We start from the raw sequence: 25,418 nt of genomic DNA on the forward strand, positions 1-25,418 counted from the left end.
TCTTGATGCAGCATCCCGCTTTTTCAGCGGGTTTCTGCTGATTTCTCTGATTGACCGGACAGCCTGATCAAGCAAATTCAGTCTTACAAACTGCGCTGATTTACCCGTTTGGAAAGCTCTTCAGCCGATTCCTTGCGTTCTGAATAACGATCTGTCAGGTATTTGCTTTGACCACGAGTCAGCAAGGTAAATTTATACAGTTCTTCCATCACATCCACAATCCGGTCATAGAATGCTGATGGCTTCATTCGTCCATCTTCTTCAAATTCCAGGAATGCTTTTGGAATTGAAGACTGATTTGGAATCGTGATCATCCGCATCCAACGCCCCAAAACACGCATCTGGTTCAGACTGTTAAAGGACTGTGATCCCCCACTGACTTGCATCAAGGCAAGGGTTTTTCCTTGAGTGGCACGAATTGCGCCCCCTGCCAGTGGAATCCAGTCAATCTGGGATTTAAAGATGGAACTCATAGAACCATGTCGTTCCGGTGAACACCACACCATGCCTTCTGACCATGCTAAAAGTTCATGCAACTCTTTTACTTTTGGATGCTCAGTATCCGCATCTTCAGGTAAAGGAAGCCCTTTAGGATGAAAGATTTTTACTTCTGCCCCAAAATATTCAAGGATTCGACCAGCTTCAAGAACTGCAAGGCGACTGTAAGAACGTTCCCGATTAGACCCATAGAGCAGTAAAATCCGAGGAGGATGAGCTAGTTCTTTGGCTTGGACTTTTTCAAAGGTGGGTTGTTCAATAAGATTTGGATCTACGTTAGGCAGGTTCATCATATCAAGCCTCTTTAAAATATTTCTTTCTTAGCCACAGTGAAACACTCACTAAAGCAATTAACACAGGTACTTCAACCAATGGCCCAATAATCGTGGTAAAAGCAACCGGCGAAGCAATACCAAAAGTTGCAATGGCGACTGCAAGTGATAATTCAAAATTATTTCCAGCCGCAGTAAATGAGATTGCAGCAGTTTTTGGATAATCATTGCCCATCCATTTACTCATAAAGAAGCTAATAAAGAACATGGCCACAAAGTAAATGATTAAAGGAATCGCGATGCGTAAAACTTCCAGTGGAAGACTCACAACATCACCCCCTTTTAAGCTAAACATGGCCAAAATCGTAAACAGCAAAGCCATTAAACTCAGCGGGCTGATTTTTGGAATGAACCTGGTTTGATACCATTCCACGCCTTTTTGTTTCACCAAAATTAAGCGCGTTAAGAAACCCAATAAGAACGGAATTCCAAGATAAATCAGAACAGCATGGGTAATGGTCCAGAAGCTAACATTGATCACTTGAGCTTCAATACCAAAATATGGCGGAAGGAAGGTCAGGAATAACCAGGCGTAGGTACTGAAGAATAAAATCTGGAAAATACTGTTAAACGCCACCAATGCTGCAACATATTGGTTATCACCACAGGCCAGACCATTCCACACCAGTACCATGGCGATACATCGAGCTAAACCAATCAGGATCACGCCTGTCATATACTCTAGATAGCTATGCAAAAAAATCACAGCCAACGCAAACATCAGTACCGGAGCAATCAACCAGTTTTGAATTAAAGATAGCGTCAGGGTTTTTTTATCCTTAAACACTTGTGGCAAGGTCGCATAATCCACTTTTGCCAGGGGTGGATACATCATCAGAATCAGACCAATCGCGATTGGAATATTGACTGAATTAATACTGAATTGATCCAGAGCAACCGATGCTTGAGGAAAAAAGTTTCCTATTGCGATGCCTAACGCCATGGCAATAAAAATCCACAGCGTCAGGTTGCGATCTAAAAAGGACATGCGTTTTTCAGACATGTGACTTACTCAACATTCGAAATTTGATTAATCGCTGCAATCAATTGTGAGCGAGAAAGTTCATCTACGTTCAGTTTAAACAAAGTATCCAGGCGACGATTGATATGTTCAACAGTGTTCATAAAGGCTTGCATTTTTTCTTCTTTATCCACCTCTAAATGTGACGGATCAGACAGGCCCCAGTGCGCCTTGATCGCTCCGCCAAGATAAAGAGGACACGCTTCCTGTGCAGCCGCATCACAGACGGTAATCACCACGTCTGGCTGATACTGTTCACAGGCATCAATCGTCTTGCTGGATAAGCCTTTAGTCGACAAGCCCAGATTGTGCAGGGTTTCAAGCGTCAAGGGATGCACCTGACCGGAAGGTTTGCTGCCAGCACTGTAAGCGACCCAGCCTTCTGGCGCACGGCTATTGAACAACACTTCAGATAGAATGCTGCGGCAACTGTTCCCCGTGCATAAAAACAAAAATTTCATGAAAACTTACTCGCAATGGCTCTGAATCGATAGAGCGGAAGAATCAAATAAAACCGGAACGTCACTACGTTTCAGTACGTCCAGAATTTCAAAGCACCAGGCCGGTAATTGCGGATTGAGGCTGTAGTACACCCACTGGCTTTGCCGACGATCGTTGAGCAGACCGCAAGACCGCAACAAGGCCAAATGCCGTGAAATTTTTGGTTGGCTTAACTGCAGTTTATCGGTCAGATCACAGACGCATTGCTCTTTATTTTCCGCAATCAGCAGGACAATACTGAGACGTGTTTCATCAGATAAACATTTAAAAAACTGAACGTGGTCCATAGCTGCTCCCCTTCTATTATGCAAATATATACATATCCATATATATAGTAAATAGTACAAGTGAAAAATTATATCTGGATCAGGATATCACAGCCAGAAAGCGCTGGATTTAACAGTTTCCCTCTTCTTCCAATATAGAAAAACCAGCGACTTGAACCACTGGTTTTCTTCGCTACAACTTTAATTTTGAAGTTATTTATTTTTCTCGATCAGTTCCGCGATAGCCTGAGCTTCCAGAATTTTACCACTCGATACGATTTTACTGTCAATCATCAGACCCGGTGTGCTTAACAGTCCGGTTTCGGCAATCTGCATCATATCCGTGACATACTCAATGTCCGCTTTGACACCGGTGCTTTTCACTGCTTCTTCAGTTGCAGCCAACAGGGCCTTTTTCCAGTTAAAAATACTGGCCAATAAAATAATCGAAGCCAGATCGACTAAGGGAGATGAAATCAGAAAGGAAAAGGTCACCCCCACAGGCAGTCCGGCACGGGTAAAACCGATAAACAGCGGAATGGAAGAACAGGAACAAAATGGGGTAATGGTGCCGAGCAAGGCCCCCATGATATTGGCTTTGATCCCGGTCATGCGTCCCAGAATCTGCCGGGTGCGTTCAGGCGGAAAATTACTCTGGATATACGACAGGCTATAGATCAGGACTGAGAGCAGAATAAAGATCTTAAAAACATCATAAATAAAGAAGTGAATACTGCCACCGAGCCGGGTCACCACCGATAAACCGAAGACATTTTCGACCAGCCAGCGCACGCCTTCCGAGAGCCAGGTCATTTTAAGCAGCACATCATTCAGCCAGGCAAAAATCGCGATTATGCTTTCCATTTAAAGCTCCTGGTTTTAGGGGGATGAGATCAGGTCGATGCACTCATCGGCAGATTTTTGAACCATTGACCTGCGCAACAGTTTCCAGTCGGTAGCCTGTGTAAGATTTGAAAAATGGTACTCTCTGTCAAAACCTGATACGGGGAAACTGCCTGCTGATGATCCAATTCCTTTATCCTTCAAGAACCTATTTCATTCAGTATGTAAATGATATGGATCATCGTCCATGTGTTTTTCAGATAAAAAAGCTCCAATCAAGTTGAAGCTTTTTCGTAGGGGGGACACTTTATTTTACCCGATTGCCCTGTTGATCCACGATGATTTCACCGTCTTCTTTGGCAAAGGCTTTTAATTGTGGCGAAGGCAGAATATCCAGTACCACTTCCGATGGGCGGCATAATCGGGTTCCAAGCTCGGTAACCACCAACGGGCGGTTGATCAGGATCGGATGTTGCAGCATGGCATCAAGCAGTTTCTCATCGCTCCAGCCGGCATCATCTAGATTCAGCTCGGTATAGGGATCGACATTTTTACGGAGCGCATCTCTTACCGATAAACCTGCATCAGAAATCAGTTGAATCAGCTCATCACGAGAAGGAGGCGTAACTAGATATTCGATCACTTCAGGCTCAATTCCCGCATTGCGAATTAAAGCCAGCGTATTGCGTGAGGTACCACAGGCTGGATTATGATAAATTTGGACTTTTGGCATTTGATCCATGAGCTTTACTCTTATCAATGAATCATAGCTTTATATATGAATATACGCATATTCGCAATATAAAATATATGTGTTTTTCAGATGTAACCTGATATGAGAAGTCCAAAATCATTTGAAGCAGTTTCAAAATGAATAGTCTCTTCTAGCTCTAGATTATTGGATCACTTCACAGGCTGCTGTTAAAACCCCACATAAAACTTTTCAATCAGCTTTCGGGTCTTGACCAGCAGATTACTCAACACATTTTCCCGTTCAAACAGCTTCACTTTAAAGTTCAGCAAGTCTTTCAATTCTTCCTTACGTGGTAAACGTTTGGTGAACTCGTAATGTTCCAGAACTTGCTTCATTGCTTCTGGTTTCAGGTTTTCTTCTGTACAGAGGTACTGATAGGCCTGTTCTTTTTCAGCATCCCAGAACTGAGCAAAGGCCGTTTGTACGCTCTGGCCATTGATCATCTTGGGCAGGTTTTCTTCAATAAACTTCTGGATCAGCGCCTGCTTGTCATACAGGGTGATTTCATTGCCAATCAGGTCATAGACCTGAGCTTCATACTTCTTACGTTTGTCTTCATCATCACTATTCACAGCCAGTTGTAGCAGGTTGATGATATAACCAACATTGATCCGGTCACTGTGCAGTAAGTCCAGCTGAAAATCGACATCGTCCAGTACCGATACTTTTTCTTTTTTAGTGGTCTTGCGTACATCACGACATAGATCGGCATACTTGGACGCAAAGTTGGCAAAATGCTGTTTATCCAGTGCAGTCTGGTCCTGATCATATTCAATAAAGGTTTGCAGCTGGGCGTTGTAACGCATCACTTCTCGAAAGGCTTTAATGAACGCCAGCTGCTGATCTTCAGTGATGAGTTCGTCGACACTTTGATAATCAGGGGTAATATTTAGTAGCTTCTGTACTGCCACTTCATAGTCCTGCTGAATTTCTTCATAACTTGGCACCAGTACCACTTTTTGCGCTTCTTTATTGGAAAATAATGCCAGTGCTTCATCAGTGGCGCGTTTCAGGTTACGGAAACAGATGATGTTGCCGAAAGGTTTTTTGTCGTTAAAGACGCGGTTGGTTCGCGAGAAGGCCTGAATCAGGCCATGGTATTTCAGGTTCTTGTCGACATACAGGGTATTTAAGGGCTTGGAATCAAAACCGGTCAGAAACATATTCACCACAAGCAGGATATCAATCTGTTTCTTTTTGACCCGATCGGCAATGTCGCGGTAATAGGCATAGAACTGGTCGCCAGAATTGTAGTTGGTCTTAAACTGCTGGTTGTACTTGGCGATATAACGGTCCAGCTTGTCGCGACTGGACGGATTGATCTGGCTGGGAATATCGGCTGCTTCTTCATGGATCAGCCCGTTTTGCTCATCTACTGGGACTGCTTCATTGGCGGCATAGGAGAAAATCGTCGCAATCGTCAGCGGTTTGAACAGTCGGCCCTGCTCTTCATCCTGTTGCTGTTTCTCGGCCTGAACCTTTTCAAACACTTCATAGTACTGGGTCAGGGTATCGACCGAACTGACACAGAACATCGCGGTAAATTCACCATTGCGAGTTTTGGTCGGATGCGTATCGACAATATAGCGCGCAATCATTTCCAGGCGCTGTGGATTGTCGTAGAGCTCCCGGGTATCAATGCCTTCGACATCATCGTCATAGTCGAGGTTGTGCTGCATGCCCTTGGCCGTGTATTTACCCCGGTAATCAATCTGGAACTGCAACACGTTACGATCCCGGATCGCATCGACAATCACATACTGGTGCAGACACTGATTAAACAGATAATCCGTGGTGAGTTTGAGGCCGGCTTTAGACTGACTGTTTTCCTCAAAAATCGGCGTTCCGGTAAAACCAAACATCTGCGCATTGCTGAAGAACTTCTTGATATTCTGATGGGTCTCACCAAACTGGCTGCGGTGACATTCATCAAAGATAAACACCACTTTCTGGTCTTTGAGATAATCGATGTATTCCAGATAGCGATCCGTGCTGATGGCGCGATTGAGCTTTTGAATGGTGGTGACAATCAGTTTGTCATGGCGTTGATCCAGCTGCTTGACCAGAGTATGCGTGCTATCGGTGCTGTCGACACTTTCGGCTTTAAAGGCATTAAATTCGCGTGAGGTTTGCGTGTCCAGATCATTACGATCCACTACAAACAGGACTTTTTCCACATCCGGCATTTGCATGATGATCTGGCTGGCTTTAAACGAGGTCAGGGTTTTGCCTGAACCGGTGGTATGCCAGATATAGCCGTTCTGATCGGAGTTTTGCACATGCTGCACGATTTTCTGCACTGCATAAATCTGATAGGGACGTAGCACCATCAGGCTTTTCGTGGTTTCTAGCAGCACCATGTATTGGGTCAGCATTTGGGTCAGATGCTGCTGATTGAGAAAAGCTTCGGCAAAGTCGACAATTTCATTGATGTGTTTGTTATTGACATCGGCCCATGGAAAGGCAAACTCGATGCCTGTGGTGCCGTTAGAATAATAACGGGTATTGGCACCATTACTGATCACAAACAGCTGGATAAAACCAAACAGACCTTGTCCAGCCCAATACGCTTCACGGATATAACGTTGGGTTTGGTTAAAGGCTTCGGCAATTTCCATGCCACGCTTTTTCAGCTCGATCTGAACCAGTGGCAGACCATTGACCAACAGAGTCACATCAAAACGGCTGGTTCTGCCATTATAGTCGCGGTGATCAATGGTGATTTGATTGGTCACCTGATAGATGTTTTTGCTGGGGTCATCTGACAGGAAAAAGATGTGCTTACTTGAACCGTCATCAAATTTGACCGGGAACAGATCACGCAAATTCTTGGCCCGTTCAAATACCGTTCCGGTATTCAAAAAGCTGATGACCTGTTTCCATTCAGTTTCAGACAGTGGTGCAAGTCCATTAGCGCGTTCAATTTGAGTTTTCAGGTTAGACAGTAGCTGGCGTTCGTCCTTGAGCGTGACTGAGGCATAACTTAATTGCTGCAGCTGGCCAATCAGTTCGTTTTCAAGTTGGTATTCGCTTTGTACTGTCATTTCCTTCCCCTCTAAAATCTTAAATTATTCACTTCAATGTCTGTTTAATTAAACTCAAGATATATTCTAAATTTTCTGTATCTGACACGATCACCTCACAATCGCCATTGCCCCAATGTCCAATATTGGTCACATCTTTCGCGAGCTGTTTCGGGTCATCCAGTTGATTAAAAGGCATATTCAACCATATACGAATTTGCTTTGTCCCAATACTCATATAGACATAGTTGCGCTTACCCTTACGGAAGGCGATATACATTTTCTTAGGATGGATATCTAAATCGGTAGTTAAGCCCAGAATTGAGTCCCTGAATTGCTCATATAGCTCTTTGATGTCATCGGACTTATCCGCCAAGTGATAGGCTTCATCATATTGCTGAATTTCTTTGGCAATCTTTTGAATGTCTTCAGACTCAACCTTTTGCACTTGCTTTATTGAAGGCGCTGATTTGGCTTTCTGCAATGGATTGACAGAAACAATTCCACCCTGATAACGTTTGATTTCCCACAGCTCAATACCTAAATCTTTAAAGTTGGTGGACTGCTTTTGATAGTCGGTAAAGCTCGGTGAAACAAAGATGATTCGGCTTTGTGACCAGTCGACATCGTGACGTTTAAGCTGTTTGCTCTGGCTCTCGTTGTACTCCACGATAAAATCTGCCTTATAGTCGAGCATCAGATTCAGATAAGAAACGCCTTGATCAATCACGCTATAATTGCGTTCACGCTTGTATTCGATAATTACGAAGGCCTGACTTTCGGGATCGAAAGCCAGTGTATCAATACGGTTATTTTTAATGGTGAATTCAGACTTGATGAATTCCAGACCTGTAAAACTGTAAAGATTGTTTTCAAACAGGGTTTGAATTTCTCTTTCCAAACGAAAAGGATCTTCTGTAAGTTCTACTAATGACTGTGCTTGGGTTTGATAAAGCTGCATTAAAAATCTCGAATTATTTATTCTGCAAATGTTTGTCTAAGTGGATTACTCAAAGAAACGCTATATAAGAGTTTTAATCTCTTAATTGTCATTGGAATACCATTTTCGGTTTTATGGAGCATGGCATGACAGTTCGGGCATACAGGTCGAAGATCCTCTTTAGGATCTACTTCATACTCTTCGCCAATCGTGTGCAAAGGCTTAAGATGATGTATGTGGATGAAATCTTTAGCAAATGAGCCATACATATGTTCAAAGCTTAAGCCACAGACATAACAGCGTGTTCCATGAATTTCTATACATTTAGCCCTTGCTTCAGGATTACGCTCATATTTATTCACTAAAACCGTTTGCTTAGCTCCTTCAGGAAAGGTTTCATTTTCTAAACCTGCTTCATCGGGATAGTCGGTATTCACACTATCAGTTTTAAACTCATTAAAAATGTGAGTTAAAAAAATGCGGATTGGATCATTTGAAGCTTTATCTCGATCTGTGCGACGGCCTTGAATAGGAGCATCAGGAATTAAGTTTTCCTGTCTGAAATATTCAAAAGACAAAGTGGATTTATCCACTTTGTTTAACTTTTCAAAAATAGAGTATCCACCTAGATAACTTTCAATTTTCTTTTTATCCGACCAAAATACTTTCTGCGCTACTGGGTATTCTGAGTTTTCCGCATGCCCCAGAACTTTGAATTGATACATCACCTTTGAGATGGGTTGGGTCACATATACATGAACAATATCATTGATTTGTAACCCTTTACCTTCACTAGTGGCTGAATTCTTCCAATAAATCTGCGGCAAAGCATCATAAGCTGCTTCTAAATCAAACTCAGCATAATTCACGGTTACTAGCCAATTTGCCATAACTTTCCCCCTAGACAAACATCTGCTGCAACAAGCCTTTTTTCCACTGTTTCGCTTGTTCAATTTGCTGTGCCACAACTTCAATTTTTTGGTCAATGGCAGATAAGAAATTGGCGATTTTGGTTTGTTCTTCAAGGCAAGGAAATGGAAAAATTTCATTAGAAACAATGTCAGAATTTAGATTAACTTGAGTCCCTGACTGTCCATACTGATACCAATTCTTTTCAATGTACTCTAAATAATAATAGGTATATTCATGCCAAGCTTTTAGTTCACTGAATACAACGAAACCATCATGAATGCAGACATCAAAACCTGTATAAATTGGTTTACCAATCGTTGCACAGATACTCATAATAATATTACCTTTAGGAATAAATCTGCTTTTTTGAATTCCTTCATTTGATAAATATTGCTCTGTTTCTACGAGTATTTTTTTACTTTTCGAAACATCTGAAATGCGTACCCAACCTACTTTTGATTCTTCATCAAACCATTTGGCATCTGTAATTGGTCTAGGTGAAGCACCTCTTTTAATATTAGCAATTTCACCAATTATTTTTTCCTCCCACTCCCCAAACTCACTCCCATCATCTGCTTTAAAACGAATTTGCTGACTAAACAGCTTTTGCATCATGCCTTGTTTGTGTTGGCTCAGCAGCTCATGTTTTTGGGTGAGTTGGCTAATCTTTTCATCCACTGCGGAAAGAAAAGAAGCAATTTTGGTTTGTTCTTCTTTGGATGGGAGATAAATATCAACATTATTAATCGAGGTTGTATTTAAACTAGGCACACCAGTTGCTTCATTTAATCCAAGCCAGTTCACTTGCAAAGCGTGTTGATAAATGAATAAAGGATAAATATTCTGCTTAATTTCTGAATAAAAAAGAGTATCTACTGTCCAAAATTTTTCATTTACATATTTTGGTTGATCAATTGTACCTTTACGACCGATAAGAATACTTTCACCATCGTATAGGTATTGATTGACATAACGCATCACACCGCCTGTGCCGTAAACAGGTATTTCTCCATCCTCAAGTAATTTATGATCTTTACCATATTTAATAGTAAGTACATCTTTATATTTTTGCGCAGACCAATCCCCATCAAATTCTTTAAATCTTAACTTAGGCGCAGCCATTACTTCACCTCCGCAAAAGGTGAAACAATGCCTAGCTCTTTGCAAAAATCTGCAATGATGGCATCGGTTTTTTGGCTGTCGTGTTCCAAAGCTTGAAGCTGTTGGGCAATCGCATCTAAATCAATCTCGGCTTCCGCTTCAAAAGTATCCACATAACGCGGAATATTCAGGTTGTAATCGTTATCTTTCACTTCCTGCAAGGTCGCCACATGCGCATACTTTTCAATATTTTCACGCTGTTCAAATGCCGCAACAATCTTATCCAAATGCTCAGGCAATAACTTGTTTTGATTCTTCTGCTTTTCAAAATCATTGCTGGCATCAATAAACAGAATATTGCCGCTCTGCTCACGGTTTTTCTTCAACACCAAAATACAGGTCGGAATAGACGTGCCATAGAATATATTGGCGGGTAGACCAATAATCGCATCCACCACGTTCAACTGTTCAATCAAATACTGACGAATCACGCCCTCGCTCGAACCACGGAACAAGACGCCATGCGGTAACACCACCGCCATAGTGCCGTTGTCATCCAGTTGATACAGCATGTGCTGTACAAAAGCCATATCGGCTTTAGAACTTGGCGCCAGTTTGCCATACGCAGCAAAACGTTCATCTTGTAAAAATAACGGATCGGCAGACCATTTTGCAGAAAATGGCGGATTCGCCACCACCGCATCAAACTTTTTATCTAAATGTTGCGGACGGGTTAAAGTGTTTTCCTGCTTGATGTCGAACTTGGCAAAATGCACATCATGCAGAATCATGTTCATGCGCGCCAAGTTGTAAGTGGTACGGTTCATCTCCTGACCATAAATCATATCCACATCTTTGACTTCACGTTTTACCCGCAGCAACAAAGAACCTGAACCGCAAGTCGGGTCATAGACTGAACGTAAACGCTCCTTGCCTTGGGTGACAATCTTGGCCAGTAAAGTCGATACGGTTTGCGGGGTATAGAACTCACCAGCTTTCTTGCCCGCACCTGAGGCAAACTCACCAATCAGGTATTCGTAGGCATCCCCCAGTACATCGGCTTCGGTATTGGAAATATCAAAATCAATATCATCCAGATGACTGAGGACTTTCGCCACCAGTGCATTACGGTCGCTGGCATTGTTGCCGAGCTTGGTCGAATTCAGATCCAGATCTTCAAACAGATTGGCAAAGTCATCGGCAGAATCGGTACCTAAGGTACTTTGCTCAATCGATTTTAAGGTCGCAGTTAAATCATCCAGAATGAATTCGCCCTGACGGCCACGCTCAGCCAGGGTATGGAATAGTTGTTTTGGTGTGAGCGCATAACCGACTTCAGCAATGGCATTCTTTTTGATTTCTTTGATATAAGGCACATGCTCAGGATTGCTTTCATCCAGCTCAAGAAAGCTGACTTCTTCGCCATCCAGCAATTCATTAGCAAAATTAACCGACTTTTCCGACAAATACTTAAAGAAAATAAAACCCAGAATGTAATCACGGAATTCATCTGCCCCCATGGTGCCGCGCAAAGTATTGGCAATATTCCAGAGTTGTTTTTGTAGCTGTTGCAGTTGCACCTGGGTCATTGTTATAGAATTCCAAATAAGTAAATCATTAATAAAATGATTTTACCTAAAATTCTAAAACATGCAGCAGTAAAAAGGTGGAAAAGGACATGAATTGTCGTGCTTAATTCACTTTATTTATCCATTAAAGCTCCCCAGACAGACCAATATGCCAAATTTTACCAGTGCATGCTCGGGCACAGACTGAAGCTGATCTCGATTAAAGCTCATGTAACTCCGCAAGGTCACTGTGCTGAACATGCTTGAGCAGAAAAAGATTTAAAAAATCAAGCCTGTTTGTGCCGACATTTTACTTGGCTAATTTTTGCGTCATACGAACACAGTTCCGCCCATTATTTTTCGCTTCATACAGCTTATTATCTGCCATTTTAAAAACCTGTTTGACGCTTACTGAATCTCTCGGCCAGAATGCGATACCCACGGAAATGGTAACTTCTTTGATTCCTTCAATTTGACTCACTTGCATACTCGTTCTGAGACGTGCTGCTGCATTGAAAGCAACACGAATATCGGAGGTCATCATCAATACGATAAACTCTTCCCCACCAGTGCGACAGCAGAGATCATGACTTCTGAAATTTTTCTGCATTAAAAAAGCCAATCGCTTTAAAACCTCATCTCCGCGGTCATGTCCATAGCTATCGTTGATCTTTTTAAAGAAATCAATATCGATAGCGAGTACCGCAAAATGAGTACCCGTACTGATTAATTCATCCAGAAGATATTGCATGCCACGACGGTTATAAAGGCCAGTCAAGGGGTCAATATTGATATGTTGGCGTAATTCTGAGATCTTGTTATTAAATGTTTTGGAGCTCAAAAGTAGCGAGGCCCTAAACTTGAATACCTCAAAATACCAGGGATCAACCTGACTGATTTTATCCTGAATATCATTTCGATTTAACATACTGGCCATTTTCGCCAAACGATTCAGCGGCGAAGAAATAAATAGCGACATCCGCCAGACGATAAAGAAAATAAACAGATAAAAGATAAATATGCCAATAGAAACTTTTAAAATTAATTCATTGGCCTGTTTAAGAAGTTCATCCGTAGGTTGCTGTGAAACCACAATCCAGTTCACACTGGGAACATGTGCAAAACCGGCCAGGTTATCAATCCCCAAGCTATTCGTTAGACGGACGGATCCTTTCTTGTTTTCATTGATATAGTCAAGACCAGTATTATTTACAATTTTTTCGCCAATCCGACTCGAATCTGGATGGAAGATAATACGGTTCTGCTGATCAATCACATACATATAACTTTTTTTGAAATCAAATTGATTGAACAGCATTTCACTGATTAAATTATTCTTCTGCAGATAAATCGTACCGCTGATAAAGCCCTTATAATTTTGATTCACATCGTAAATAGGCTGTGATATCAACACAACCAGATTTTTTTTGCTTGACCAATAGGGTGCCGAAATATACGCCTTTTTGCTTTTAAGTGATCCAACAATACCCGCTGTATTATAGGGCGTGTGGAATTTTAGGTCTAATGATACTGGTGCATAAGCAAGTATCTGATTTTGCTGGCCCACCATAAAAACACTGTTAAAGTTATTCGACTGGTTTTTGAGCCGTTTGACTTCAGCCTGTCGCAGTGGCGTATTGTAAAAGTTTTGCCCTAATTGCTGAGCACTATACTGCAACTCCTGCAACATATTACTGACATCACGATTCACCCCCATCGCAATCTTGGCTGCGTATTTTTCATTTATAGAGAGTGAATTCTGAATTAGTTGCTGTTTAACCACATAATTCAGAATAAACAGGCTAATCACAAATAAAAAGGAAACGCTGAGGATCGTTGAAATCAGAATCAGCTTGCGTAAATTCAGATTCAAAGATAAAAGTATTTTATATAACAACTGAGCCCCCAGGTACCTTAGGTTGTATTACTCTATTTAATGTAACTTGAAATCCTCTCCGACCTAAATTGAAAAAAGCGCTGTAGCAAGTTGCTACAGCGCTTTAATTTTATTTTTTCAGCATTTTTTTCAGCAAATTTTCCAGCTCTTGTAAATTTTGCTCATCAAATTCACTCATTTTTAATGACACTTTTAAAATGTTGTGATCAAACTTGATATTCCCTGCGACTTTTCCATCATATTCAATTTTATGCACGATTGACGTTTTAATTGGCTCTTTGTTTTCTTTCGACTTTAAAATTTTTTCTGCCAATAAGGCCAGTTTTGTTTGCTCAACTTCTTTTTTCAGTAATTTCGCCCAAGCTTCTAGCAGTGCTTTTTTAGCATTACTGTAATTCTCTTCATAATCTGAAAGAAACTTTTTCACAGCTGTGGCGGCAGTGCGTGCCAACAATGTCGGTTGTTGTTCTAAATCGGCAATCAGTTCTTTCGGTAATTTTTCGAAAGATAGATATTTATACATATCCTCTCGATTCATGCCTAATGATTTTGCCAGCTTTTGCTTGTTCTTTTTTAATTTCTCATCCAGAGAACTCAGACCGACATAAATTTCATAATCTGTTAAGTCTTCCCGTTTTAAATTCTCAGCCAAGGTTAACAGTGCAACTTCTTCATCTGATGCATCGATGACAATCACTTCAATGGTGTTTTTATTGAGAATTTGATGCGCTTTCAAGCGTCGTTCACCTGCAATTAACTCATATTTGTCCTGTACTCGCCGAACTGCAATCGGCTGCAATAATCCAATCTCCTCAATCGAGGCTGCTAAATCTTCAATATCTTGCTGATTGAATATTTTTCGTGGCTGATTGGGACTAGGTTGAATGTCTGTAATTTGGACATTACGACGTAATTCTTTCACATCGTTGACATGCTCTTGCTGAGCTTGTTGATGCTTTTGAGTATTTTGCTGAAGACGTTGTGCCAACAATTCTTTTGTACTTACCATAGGATTCTCAGAGTGCCTTTATTCAACACGATTGATGATTTCTTTCGCTAAATCTTGGAACGCTTTACGAACTTTAGAATTTTTATCTACGCGCAACAATGGCTGTTGTAAAATTGCTGCTTGATTGACTTTCGTACTCATTGGAATGGTCGTTTTTAACAATTCGCCGACCTGGCTTAAAGCTTCATCTCGTATCAGTTTACAGACGTTTTGACGTTCATCATGTTTAATCAGCAAAGCACCTAACAGTTTCAATTCGGGATTGACCCGTCTTATTTTACTTAAATGGTTAATTAAGTCAGTGACACCATATAGGCCATATTGTGAACCGGATTCAATCGGCACCATAACATGGGTAGATGCAGCCAAGGCATTACTGGTCAGAAGTTTTAGGCTTGGAGGACAGTCAATCAGGATGAAATCATATAATCCGTTTAATAATTCCAACTTGTTAGAGAGCTCTTCAGAGGGTCTTGGGGCATCATCTTTAAGTTGGTCTTCTGTTTTACCTAAAGTAAGTGAACCATAAATTAAAGAAACATTTTTAAAATTGGTTTCTTCTTGTAAGGCATCAGACAATAGGTTCAAATCACCTACCAGTAATTCAGCAGAAGTGGTTTCAACCTCACTCGGATGTCTTAATCCGATATGTAAACTTGCATTGGCTTGTGGATCTAAATCAATCACCAATACTTTATGCCCCAAGTCTGCTAGCTCTGCAGCCAGATGAACAACCGTGGTGGTCTTCCCGCAACCACCTTTATGGTTTGCTACAGCAATAATTTTAGTCGATTTATTTGTCATATCAGACCCCATTCGAATGATCCTAATATAGTGGAACTTGTAGCAACTTGCTACACTTTATTTGAATGATATTAAAGTACGAATCAATATCGGCTAACAAAGAAAACAAATTAAAGTTTTATATAAAATATAGCTAGCTAATTATAATTAGTATTAATTAATATAATTAAGTAATTATAATTAGGACAATTTTTCCCTTTTTAAAACAATATCTTACGTCTTTAAAGGTGGAAGGTTTGTCACCGAAAAGTGGAAGGTTTGTCACTGAAAGGTGGAAGACTTGTCACTGAAAGGTGGAAGACTTGTCACTGAAAGGTGGAAGAGCTGTCACTGAAAGGTGGAAGACTTGTCACTATGGTGGAAGACTTGTCACTGGTTTAAAAAAAAACATGAAATTAAGTTATAAAAATATTTAAATTCAAAACTTTAATCTGTTGATAAGTATCATGATCTGACTTTAAAGGTGGAAGACTTGTCACGCTTATTTTTATACTTGTGGATAAGTTATGTTTTCCCTTTAAAAATTGCAAAAAAAAGTCCGATTTAGTACTTGATTCTCTCTAAAGGTGGAAGCTTTGTCACTGAAAAGTGCTAAACCAAATGATTTTTTCACTTATAACGGTATTTTTGGCCACAAAAAAATGCAAAGAAAACGATTTAAGCTCTTCTCAGTTGATAAAAGTGGAAAGCTTGTCACTAATAAGTGGAAATTTTTTCAAAGTTTCCACCTTTGGGTTAAGGATTAGGCTAAATCTAAAAAAATGATGACATGCTTTCCACTCTTGATCTTTAGCACATCCTTTTAAAGGGATAAGCACTTAAAGTGAATCTGTAAGGTGAAGATGTTGAATGTTATTCCACTTTTATGTATAAATAGGGGGAATAACTTTTAATTTTTCACTTATGAGCGATTTTAACGAAAAACAAGAAATAGAATATTTACCTTATTGTATCGGCAATATTCGACAGAATGGAGTGGTGAGTACCAGTAACCGCTTAATTCGCCCTATTGAATTGTCTTCTAATGAATATAAGGCACTGCTTTATGCAATGGCGGTTGCAAACTATGGTGAAAAAAATAACCAAGATCGTGAAATTACCGAGAAAACCTATATCTATCTGCATAAAGAAGATTTGGGGGAATTGTTAGGACTCAATAAGAAGAATTCCATTAATGTGGCTATTGACCGGATTTATAGGGAACTTTCATCTCGGGTTGCTCATTTTGTAATTGAAGAGCCTGTAGATGACGTCAAGCGTAAAGTAAAAAAAGTCCATTCTGTGGTACCGATTATCCGGGAACTGCGCTGGGAAGATGATGCCAAAAATGCCTTACAGATTCGCTTTACCAGTGAAGTGCTGCCTTACTTCACCCGTCTGGCCAGTGGGAATTTTACCACTTACCAGTTGAAAGATTTATTTGCTTTAGACTCTGTCACAAGTATGAGTCTATATTCTTATATTGTTAAAAATGAATTTAAGTATGCGAATCTCGACACCTATGAAGTTGAACTCACCTTAGAGAATTTAAAAGCGTTGATTGACATCGGTGAAAAAAAATATGACCGTTGGGTAGATTTTAGGCGTTATATTCTGGATAAAATTGTTGAAGAAATTAATACTAAAACCAGTTTGCAGCTAGAATATGACACTATTAAGAAAGGCCGTCCTATTGTGGGTGTGCGGTTTAAAATTATGAGTGGAGATACTGAAGCGGCTCTCCCGCAATTTAACGAAAAGACTCAAATCTATTTGGATGTAGATTTTGATGATAATGCCATCGTGAAAGAGTTGGGGGCAAAGTTTGATATGACCGTACGTTCCTGGTATATCTATGCCAATGATCCGAATTATACGCAGTTCAGCAAGTGGTTTAAGATCGAAGGCTGTTTAACCGATTCTCAGGCGAATGTTATTGTGAACGATATTATGTTTCAAATGGATTTTGCTGTGGCCGGTGCATCCATGAATGATTTCAAGAAAGAGATGAAATATAAGCTCAAAAATGATCCGACTTTTGTTCAGGAAAATCGCGAGCGTTTGAATGAGATTTTTGGTAAAGAAATTATTTAAAAAGTGTAGCAAATTGCTACAGCGCATTGAAAAACATTCCGAGTGAATGATTTTTTTTTGCATGTCTGACATTTTTCGCAAATAACTAGAATATTTCTGGTACATCTTTTTAGTGAGATTAGCGGGCGCTCATTGGGAAAATGTCGCAGTTCGGACTTGCTACATCTTGTCTAAAATACAAGTGAAAATACCTAAATTCTGAATATCTAAAAAGTGTAGTAAGTTGCTACACTTTTTTCTTGGGGTCAAAAACTTACTATTATTCACGCCATAATCCCACGAAAAACTATGTCTTTTGCCACCTTCTTACGATGGCATGATTGAAAATTTTAGGCGAAATCACTGGATTAATGAGTTCGTGATTTGGACTGTCATAATCATGCCCAGGTGCAACAGCTACAAAAAATCTGGAATATTGCCAATACCTTGACTGGCATCATAGAGGGAGAATTTGAAGCCAGAGACGATAAAAAATGTACTGGAATATTACGAGTTCTCCAAGCATTTGTTGCGCAAGGAAGAACTTAAAGACTCGCCAAATTATAAGGTGAAGCTATTTGAACGGGATAATGTGTTTAAACATCTGCTGATTAGAACACAGCAGTTGATTGAAAAGTTTTATGTGGAGTTTTAAAAACAGCCCGTGATGTGATCCGGGACAGGATGGGATCATGTTACAGCAGTGAATGATTATCTGGAGGCATCTCAGTTCATGGATTTAACTGAAGGTATCAGCGCTTATGTCAGTTGAAAGACTCCTTCGATTTACAGGAATTTTGCCAGCCATATAGTGTCTAAAAGCAATCGATTGACTTATGCCAACGGAAAAAGAAAGTAAATAGTAACAGCTCAAAGAGGCATGATGCCTCCTTATTTATTTTGTATGCTAAATAGCCTAAGTATGGCAGGCCATTACTCAAATAGAAGAAAAGATTTTAGCAGTGATTCAGTGCAATGACCGGGATTTATCATATAGAACGGAGCAAAAAGGGACTTGTGAAAGCGTACCAGTAATCACTTCTATTTTTTTGAGCTTATTTAACAACATCCTCAATTATTTTTTAAATTAAGTTGCACTCAGGTGGCAAGCTGACCATGCCAGAAATCTTTAGCTATCCGGCCTCACCGCATCTGGCATCTGAACTGGATCGGCGTTCAATCGATTTCGAAAAAATTTAGCAGGCAGCCACTATACTGGCCGAGCGTTATGACCGGGTTCTGCTTGAAGGAGCGGGTGGATTAATGGTGCCGCTGACCCGGGACATGCTGACGATCAATTATATTGCAGCGCATCACTACCCTGTCATTCTGGTGACTTCAGGCCGTCTGGGCAGTATTAATCATACTCTACTGAGTCTGGAGCTACTCAAACAACGTGAAGTCACGCTTTATGCTGTGGCATTTAACCATGCTGATGACCACCAGGATCAAACGATTGCGATGGATACCATTCAATATTTAAAGGAGTATCTGACCCGGTATTTTCCAACAGCCGTATGGCTGGATATCCCTAAGCTTGCATGTCACGCTTAGACACGCCGTACTTTATTTCAATGCTGAGCCCACCATAGGGTCGACGGGCATTGAAAGAGAGCTGATAGCCATATTGTTTTAACAGGTTAGCAGTTAATGCCAGTCCTAAACCATGGCCATGCTGCTGAGCAGATTTGCGCCAGAAGCGTTGTCCTAAATGTTGAATATCTTCTGCTGTAAGTTGCTGGCCATTATCTTCAATCACCAGGCAACCAGACTGCATGGAAATCCAAATCTGTTCAGCCTGTGCATGCAGCAGTGCATTCTCAAGCAGATTTTTCAGTACGGTATACAGCACAAATTCAGGTAGCTGAATTTCGCCTAGACTTTCCCATTTCACCTGTATTTTTTTGTTCATTTCTGGATAGCGTGTACCTAAGTCTGCAAGAACTTTCTCAAGTGTGGGGCGAAGCCAGATGGCCTCAGTCATTTCCTGGAGACTGTTTTCTGATTGGGTCAGCAATAAAAGCTGCTCGAGTAATAGTGTATAACGCCGGATACTCTCATTGGCCTGCTGCAAATTGTGCTGAATGGATTCAGGCAGGTTCTGCTGCTGACCGATCAGCTGTGCCAGTTGTACATGGGTTTTAATTGCGGTCAGGGGACTGCGTAATTCATGTGCAGCATAGGCACTAAAGGCTTTCTCCTGTTGCAGACTGTCATTGAGTTTCTGAATCAACTGCGTGGAATTGTTGACAAAAGGCTGTACTTCTTGGGGAATGCTTGCAGGCTTGAGCTGCATTAAAAAATCTGCCGCCTCTGAATAGCTAAGGTTTTTCTGGTTCAGGTATTGACTGAGCTGATCCAAAGACCGGAACTGTCTGCGGATAATAAAGATGATCAGGGCAATACAGATTAGCAGTGAGAAGACCAAGGGAACCAGTACGGACTGTAGAATCTGCTGTAGTAAGGTATCCCTCAAGAACATACGTTCTGCCGCCACCACCTGAATATCACCACGACGCAGGACATAACTGCGCCATTCCGTATCACCCTGCTGCCAGGTGCTGAATCCTTCTGGTCGCTGGCTTAAATTTTGGGGGGCACCGCGTGTTTTGGCAATGACCTGATTATCTAACGAGATGTCAGAGCTAAAAAGAGAGACTTCACAGGCAATTAACTGGTTTGCATCATCATTCTTGGCTAATTTGGATAAGGTTGCATCCCCCAGACTATCCAGCGGTAGCTGCTGAATCAGCCGGGCAACCATTTGCGCAGATGCCGATAGGCGTTGATCCAGCGTGTCTTGTAAACGTTGTTTCAGGTCAATATACAGCCATGAAAATACCGCACTCCACAGCACAATAAACACGGCCAAAAGACTCATGGCCAAACGCCATTTCAAGCTGTGCTTAAACATGACGATGCTCAAACGGTTTGAAAATATAGCCCACACCACGAACGGTCTGAATCAAGTCTGGATGTAGTTTTTGTCTCAGGTGATAAATGTGTACATTCAGGGCATTGCTCTCGATAGCGTCCTGAAAACCATAGAGCTTGTCAATAAGCTGTTCATTTTTCAGGATCTGGTTGGGGTGGCTCATCAGGGTTTCCAGCAGGCTGAATTCACGGCGAGATAAACTCACGGCCTGGTCTTGGTAGGTCACAGTCTGGGTATCCCGATTCAGAACCAGGTCATCAAATTGCAGTGTATTCGAGGCAAAGCCGCGGTGGCGACGGGTGAGGGCATGAATCCGGGCAATCAGTTCCTCCAGCTCAAAGGGTTTGGTCAGGTAGTCATCGGCACCGGCATTCAGGGCCTGAACACACTGATCGGTCCGCAGCCGTGCCGTCAATACCAGTACCGGGAGATCAATCTGGTCGCGTCGCCAGCTGTGCAGCAAGTCCAGGCCATCCTGATCCGGCAGGCCTAAATCCAGTAAACACAAATCGACAGCACTATGCCGGATAAAATAATCTGCAGCACGTGCGTGACTGACATGCTCCACTGAAATATTCAGATAGTTCAGAGCAGCACAAATGCTCTGTGCGATATAGGGATCATCCTCAACCAATACAATAAACATAGAACATCCTGATCAAACTGCCATTATTTTATAAATGATTTGGGCTGTTAATGTTGTCTTAATTTTAGTTTTTCAATAATGCAGTCCTAACAGGAGGAGATCAGCTGGATGTTGAAGTGGATATTGGGTGCCGTGATCGGCGGTGGAATCATGACGGGAACTGCACATGCAGACTTTTTACCACCGGATCAGGCTTTTCAGTTTCAGGTGGTTTCTACAAGTCAGGATCAGGCAGAGCTTAGCTGGAAAATCGCAGAGGGTTATTATCTGTATCATGACCAGCTTAAAGTGTCTCATCAGCAGACCCCAGTCAAGTTGGCATTGCCCAAACCTGAAGACAAAGATGATCCCAATTTCGGTTTGACTCAGGTGCATTATGGGCAAGTCAAAACCAATATGAATGTCCAGCCCAACCAGCAGTTTGCGGTGCAGTGGCAGGGCTGTGCAGAAAGCGGTTTATGTTATCCGGTGCAACGCACCACAGTAAAAACTGATGCAGATGGTTTATTTCCAGCGCAAAACTTGAGCAAGCCTCAAAAGCTGCTGGCCAGCACTACACAGCCAGAAGCAAACGAAAAGATTTTGACTACTCAGAAAGATGAGCTCCAAGCTATAGGGCAAACTCAAAGTACAGATCAAGCACTGGCTGAAGAAAAGGTGGAGAAAGTGCAAGTCGCTGCAGTTTCCGACCCTGTCGTGCAGCCTGAGGTGGAATTAACAGAGAAAAACGACCAGCTTATTACAGACCCTAAAAATCAAACTTCATCAGCAGGCATGAATGACCAGTGGAACAATGACCAGTATTTTTTAAGTTTGCTGTCGAAACAAGGTCTGTTGATTAATGCTCTGATTTTTCTCGGGCTTGGCATTCTGCTGGCATTTTTACCGTGTTCTTTACCTTTAATTCCAATTTTAACGGGAATTCTGGTTCAGCAGCACCGGGGCTACCGTGCTGCACTGATTGCGCTGGTCTTTGTTTTGGGTATGGCACTGGTCTATGCGGTCATAGGACTTGCTGTGGCACAGCTCGGTTACAGTTTTCAGCGCTGGTTTCAAAGTCCGATATTCATCAGTATTTTCAGCATTCTGTTTGTTTTGTTCGCGCTTAATCTGTTCGGAGTATTTCAGCTGTCCTTACCTCAAGGCATGTTACAGCGGCTGGATCAATGGCAGCAAAAGCAGAAGGGTGGCACGCTGATTGGTGCTGGTCTCATGGGCATGATCGCGGCACTGATTGTCGGGCCATGTATGAGTGCACCGTTGGCCGGTGCCTTAATCTATGTGTCTCAGCTTAATCAACCGATTTTGGGTGCCAGCTATCTGTTTGTCTTAGGCCTTGGGCTGGGCTTGCCACTATTTATCGCAGCTGTATTTGGGTCCCATCTTTTACCCAAACCTGGCATCTGGATGGATCGCCTGAAGTTTAGTTTTGGCTTTGTCATGCTGGCCCTGGCCTTGTATTTTGCCCGCCCCCTATTGCCCGGCATTTTATACCTGAGCCTTTTGGGTGTAGTACTGATCACCTGTTCAGGCTACTTCTTGTTCAAGATGCTGCCCCATGTGCATCGGTCTGTATCGAAAATAGTCCTGATGCTGCTCAGTGGTTTACTGGTCTTTGCAGGAGGCATGCAGCTCTATCATGTCTGGAGTCAGGTACAGGTCGCCCATGTGGAATCACGGCTTGAATGGCAGAAGGTCAGTACAGCCGCAGAATTGCAACAGGTTTTAGCCAAACATCCTGCACAGCCAGTGGTAATTGATGTGTATGCGGACTGGTGTGTGGCCTGTCAACCGATTGAAAAGGAAGTGATTCCACGTAGTGATGTCCAGACGGCTTTACAAAATGTGGTTCGTATCAAATTAGACCTGACCCACTATCATCCAAGTCAGGATGAGCTGCTAAAAGAATGGCAAATCCTCGGTCCACCCACCTTTATATTTTTAAATGCAGCGCATCAGGAGCAGCGTGAGTTGCGCTTGACCGGAAGCTTTAGTGCGGCACATTTACTAGGCACATTGCAGCAACTACAAGGGGAGCAACTATGATGATTTCCAGTGATGCGCTGCATCTGGGACCTTTGATGTTGCCCTGGACACTCATGATTGTTGCCACTGGCTTGATGCTGTTATCTGCCGTCCTGTTTGGATTAGCCAGAAAGTATTCATGGTCTAAACAGCTGCTTGGACAAAGTCAGGATTTGCTCTGGAGCAGTTTTCTGCTAGGGATGCTGGGTGCGCGTCTTGTTTTCGTTCTACTCAATGCCGAGCTGTATTTTGTAGCCCCCATCGACATACTGAAAATCCAGGACAAAGGTTTTCATTTATGGGGCGGGGTGCTGATAGGTACTTTATGGTATGTCATTCGCAACAGACAGTTGCAGACCCGATTCAAAGCCATCTTGCTGATCATCTTTGTACTCTGGGTCGGGCTTGGGCTCGCGTTCAAATCCAGTCTAAAAACTGAAGCAGCGTTTCCTGATCTAGCCTTTGCTGGACTAGAACAGGAACGTCTGGGTACAGATAAGATTCCACTCAGCCAATTCATTGGCCAGCCCACGGTAATTAATTTGTGGGCGAGCTGGTGTCCGCCGTGTCATCGCGAAATGCCGGTATTGGCCAAAGCAGCCAAGCAGCATCCTCAAGTGAATTTTGTCATGCTGAATCAGGGTGAGGAGGTAGCCACCGTAAATGCCTATTTAAGAAAACATCAGTTTCAATTTAAACATGTCCTGCTGGACCCATATGGTGAACTGCCACAGCAGCTGAATAGTTTTGGCCTGCCAACGACGCTGTTTTTTAATGCTCAAGGCCAGCTGGTCGAGCGGCATATGGGGGAACTCAGTCCGGCCATGTTGCAGCAATATTTAAACAGAATTTCAGATCAACCTTAAAAAAACGGAAGGACTTAGTATGAACAGAATTTACCGGGTACTGGGTGCAGGCATGTTCCTGATCATGAGCATGCACACGCAGGCGAATATTAAACAGAATATTGAAAAACAGGGTTTTGTGTTTGTAAAACAGATTCCGGCACCGCAAGGAATGACCGGTTGGGTGGGGCATGAAGACCAGTACTCCAATACAGTATTTATCTCCAACGATGACAAATATTATATCAAGGGCGAACTGTTTGATGCGCAAGGGAAAAGCCTGTCCAATGAGCAGATTGAAAAGCATATGAAAAAAGCGGTATTGGATGATGTCTGGAAAACCCTGGAAAAATCGACCTGGATTCAGGATGGCAAGCCGGATGCACCACGAGTGGTTTATGTCTTTTCCGATCCGAATTGTCCATATTGCTATAAATTCTGGCAGGCGGCTCGGCCTTGGGTCGAATCAGGCAAGGTACAGCTGCGTCATATTCAGGTCGGTGTGATCCGTGAAGAAAGCCGTGGTCAGGTGGCAACATTGTTAATGTCGAAAAATCCAGCAGCAGTTTTTAATGATATAAACAAGAATAAAGGCAAAAAGCAGCTCAAGAAAATGGCAAAGATTCCTGCAGAAATTGCTGCAAAAATTGATGCCAACCAGGCCCTAATGGGGAAATACGGCTTTTTCTCCACACCGTCGATGGCTTGGAAAAATAACCAGGGTGAATTTAAATCTACTCAAGGCCTGGCGATGGACGTCAAAGAAATTTTTGAACAATAAGATCGGATGAGATATGTCCACTTTGGATCATCCACGGGTATTGTTTGCTTTGGAATGAACCGCTCTGGCAGGGAACCGGAATGGTCTGACATTAATTGCATTTGGTTTTGTGATTGAAAAATCCAACCGGCTATTGTAATTAGTCGATCATGAACGTTATGCATAAAAAATAGCCTATGCACAGTGGATGGGGATTGCGGTGATTGTGTTTTGCATGTTGGTGAATATCGCCTCAATCCTGCAATATCGAGGGGGATGGACATCACTGGGACCGCCGGAATTTATTGAAGGTTATTATACCCAGCATCCTGTATGGCTAAACCTGTTTACTGCTTTTAGCGGGCTGCTTCTGATCATTTCTTTTTGGTTGCATTAAGAGGAGGGCTAGGCGCAATACAGCTCGTACAGCTTTTGCATCAGGCTCAAGACCTTGGGATCACTCAGACGATAGAAAATCTGCTTGCCCTCACGTCGGGTGCCAACCATGTTGGCCTTACGCAATACAGTCAGCTGTTGTGAAAGTGTAGGTTGATGAATGGGCACTGTTGCAAATAGTCGGTGGTGATAAACTTATCATCCCCTTTTGCTGATGGAGCTGCACATGAACCCATTCAAAGGCCGGCATTTTCAGCGTGACATCATTCTGTGGGCCGTACGCTGGTACT

General features: G+C 42.1%; 20 protein-coding genes and 5 pseudogenes. 7 read left to right on the forward strand and 18 right to left on the reverse strand.

Annotation, left to right across the window (positions count from 1 at the left end; genetic code table 11):
• Positions 1 to 83 precede the first annotated feature (83 nt).
• The 15 genes and pseudogenes from arsH to FTU44_RS13450 all read right to left on the reverse strand — a co-directional run bounded on the left by arsH (position 84) and on the right by FTU44_RS13450 (position 15,469).
• The gene (gene arsH / locus FTU44_RS13385; RefSeq protein ID WP_035337425.1) at positions 84 to 788 is read right to left on the reverse strand and encodes an arsenical resistance protein ArsH; all 705 of its coding nucleotides are present in this window, start codon (positions 786 to 788) and stop codon (positions 84 to 86) included.
• 4 nt (positions 789 to 792) lie between these two features.
• Complete coding sequence (arsB, locus tag FTU44_RS13390) at positions 793 to 1,833, reverse strand: ACR3 family arsenite efflux transporter (RefSeq protein WP_180051104.1); 1,041 nt, start codon at positions 1,831 to 1,833, stop codon at positions 793 to 795.
• Between the two features lie 5 nt (positions 1,834 to 1,838).
• Positions 1,839 to 2,312 (reverse strand): arsenate reductase ArsC, encoded by a 474-nt coding sequence (locus tag FTU44_RS13395; RefSeq protein WP_074382687.1) that lies wholly within the window; start codon positions 2,310 to 2,312, stop codon positions 1,839 to 1,841.
• Positions 2,313 to 2,318: 6 nt separating this feature from the next.
• A complete protein-coding gene (locus FTU44_RS13400) occupies positions 2,319 to 2,639 on the reverse strand; it encodes a metalloregulator ArsR/SmtB family transcription factor (protein ID WP_005093699.1) in 321 nt (106 codons plus the stop codon).
• Between the two features lie 192 nt (positions 2,640 to 2,831).
• Positions 2,832 to 3,023, reverse strand: coding sequence for a thioredoxin family protein (locus FTU44_RS15335; RefSeq protein WP_354666952.1), 192 nt, complete (start codon positions 3,021 to 3,023; stop codon positions 2,832 to 2,834).
• Positions 3,021 to 3,482, reverse strand: a pseudogene (locus tag FTU44_RS13405) (permease); the annotation flags it as partial. The pseudogene FTU44_RS13405 and the gene FTU44_RS15335, both read right to left, overlap by 3 nt.
• 286 nt (positions 3,483 to 3,768) lie before the next feature.
• Complete coding sequence (gene arsC, locus FTU44_RS13410) at positions 3,769 to 4,203, reverse strand: arsenate reductase (glutaredoxin) (protein ID WP_005093706.1); 435 nt, start codon at positions 4,201 to 4,203, stop codon at positions 3,769 to 3,771.
• Between the two features lie 179 nt (positions 4,204 to 4,382).
• Positions 4,383 to 7,259 carry a type I restriction endonuclease subunit R gene (locus FTU44_RS13415; protein WP_159516668.1) on the reverse strand — a complete coding sequence of 959 codons (2,877 nt, stop codon included), beginning with the start codon at positions 7,257 to 7,259 and terminating at the stop codon, positions 4,383 to 4,385.
• Positions 7,260 to 7,287: 28 nt separating this feature from the next.
• Entirely contained in the window at positions 7,288 to 8,199 is a 912-nt protein-coding gene (locus tag FTU44_RS13420) for a DUF5655 domain-containing protein (RefSeq protein WP_159516669.1), read from the reverse strand.
• Positions 8,200 to 8,216: 17 nt separating this feature from the next.
• Positions 8,217 to 9,068, reverse strand: a complete 852-nt coding sequence (locus FTU44_RS13425) for an HNH endonuclease (protein WP_159516670.1) — start codon at positions 9,066 to 9,068, stop codon at positions 8,217 to 8,219.
• Positions 9,069 to 9,078: 10 nt separating this feature from the next.
• Positions 9,079 to 10,212, reverse strand: coding sequence for a restriction endonuclease subunit S (locus FTU44_RS13430; protein WP_159516671.1), 1,134 nt, complete (start codon positions 10,210 to 10,212; stop codon positions 9,079 to 9,081).
• Positions 10,212 to 11,780 (reverse strand): type I restriction-modification system subunit M, encoded by a 1,569-nt coding sequence (locus FTU44_RS13435; protein WP_159516672.1) that lies wholly within the window; start codon positions 11,778 to 11,780, stop codon positions 10,212 to 10,214. The genes FTU44_RS13430 and FTU44_RS13435 overlap by 1 nt, the downstream gene beginning before the upstream one ends.
• A 289-nt stretch (positions 11,781 to 12,069) precedes the next feature.
• Positions 12,070 to 13,656: a sensor domain-containing diguanylate cyclase gene (locus FTU44_RS13440; protein WP_005093719.1), complete on the reverse strand. Its 1,587-nt coding sequence runs from the start codon at positions 13,654 to 13,656 to the stop codon at positions 12,070 to 12,072.
• Between the two features lie 109 nt (positions 13,657 to 13,765).
• Positions 13,766 to 14,665 (reverse strand): ParB/RepB/Spo0J family partition protein, encoded by a 900-nt coding sequence (locus FTU44_RS13445; protein WP_005093722.1) that lies wholly within the window; start codon positions 14,663 to 14,665, stop codon positions 13,766 to 13,768.
• A gap of 18 nt (positions 14,666 to 14,683) precedes the next feature.
• Complete coding sequence (locus FTU44_RS13450) at positions 14,684 to 15,469, reverse strand: ParA family protein (protein WP_035337428.1); 786 nt, start codon at positions 15,467 to 15,469, stop codon at positions 14,684 to 14,686.
• Between the two features lie 903 nt (positions 15,470 to 16,372).
• Here FTU44_RS13450 and FTU44_RS13455 point away from each other — a divergent pair.
• The 3 genes and pseudogenes from FTU44_RS13455 to bioD all read left to right on the forward strand — a co-directional run.
• A complete protein-coding gene (locus FTU44_RS13455) occupies positions 16,373 to 17,542 on the forward strand; it encodes a replication initiation protein (RefSeq protein ID WP_005093725.1) in 1,170 nt (389 codons plus the stop codon).
• Positions 17,543 to 17,987: 445 nt separating this feature from the next.
• A pseudogene (locus tag FTU44_RS15240) lies at positions 17,988 to 18,176 on the forward strand (hypothetical protein); the annotation flags it as partial.
• Positions 18,177 to 18,628: 452 nt separating this feature from the next.
• A pseudogene (gene bioD / locus FTU44_RS13460) lies at positions 18,629 to 19,075 on the forward strand (dethiobiotin synthase); the annotation flags it as partial.
• On the opposite strand, the gene FTU44_RS13465 reads toward bioD, so the two are convergent.
• Together FTU44_RS13465 and FTU44_RS13470 are read right to left on the reverse strand one after the other, a co-directional pair.
• Positions 19,053 to 20,435 (reverse strand): ATP-binding protein, encoded by a 1,383-nt coding sequence (locus tag FTU44_RS13465; protein WP_074382694.1) that lies wholly within the window; start codon positions 20,433 to 20,435, stop codon positions 19,053 to 19,055. The pseudogene bioD and the gene FTU44_RS13465 overlap by 23 nt on opposite strands.
• Positions 20,428 to 21,102: a response regulator transcription factor gene (locus FTU44_RS13470; RefSeq protein WP_005093734.1), complete on the reverse strand. Its 675-nt coding sequence runs from the start codon at positions 21,100 to 21,102 to the stop codon at positions 20,428 to 20,430. Before FTU44_RS13470 ends, FTU44_RS13465 begins: the two co-directional genes overlap by 8 nt.
• Before the next feature lie 108 nt (positions 21,103 to 21,210).
• Between FTU44_RS13470 and dsbD the strand changes: the two genes are divergently transcribed.
• The 4 genes and pseudogenes from dsbD (at position 21,211) to FTU44_RS15305 (ending at position 25,129) form a co-directional block, all read left to right on the forward strand.
• A complete protein-coding gene (dsbD, locus tag FTU44_RS13475; RefSeq protein WP_074382695.1) occupies positions 21,211 to 23,148 on the forward strand; it encodes a protein-disulfide reductase DsbD in 1,938 nt (645 codons plus the stop codon).
• Positions 23,145 to 23,993, forward strand: coding sequence for a TlpA disulfide reductase family protein (locus FTU44_RS13480; protein WP_016659405.1), 849 nt, complete (start codon positions 23,145 to 23,147; stop codon positions 23,991 to 23,993). Before dsbD ends, FTU44_RS13480 begins: the two co-directional genes overlap by 4 nt.
• A 19-nt stretch (positions 23,994 to 24,012) precedes the next feature.
• Positions 24,013 to 24,753 (forward strand): thiol:disulfide interchange protein DsbG, encoded by a 741-nt coding sequence (gene dsbG, locus FTU44_RS13485; protein WP_016659404.1) that lies wholly within the window; start codon positions 24,013 to 24,015, stop codon positions 24,751 to 24,753.
• Between the two features lie 64 nt (positions 24,754 to 24,817).
• A pseudogene (locus FTU44_RS15305) lies at positions 24,818 to 25,129 on the forward strand (DUF202 domain-containing protein).
• Positions 25,130 to 25,137: 8 nt separating this feature from the next.
• Here FTU44_RS15305 and FTU44_RS13495 read toward each other — a convergent pair.
• Positions 25,138 to 25,290 (reverse strand): annotated as a pseudogene (locus tag FTU44_RS13495) (transcriptional regulator); the annotation flags it as partial.
• Positions 25,291 to 25,418 lie beyond the last annotated feature (128 nt).

Source organism: Acinetobacter sp. YH12105, assembly GCF_013419095.1.
Classification (GTDB): domain Bacteria; phylum Pseudomonadota; class Gammaproteobacteria; order Pseudomonadales; family Moraxellaceae; genus Acinetobacter; species Acinetobacter pseudolwoffii.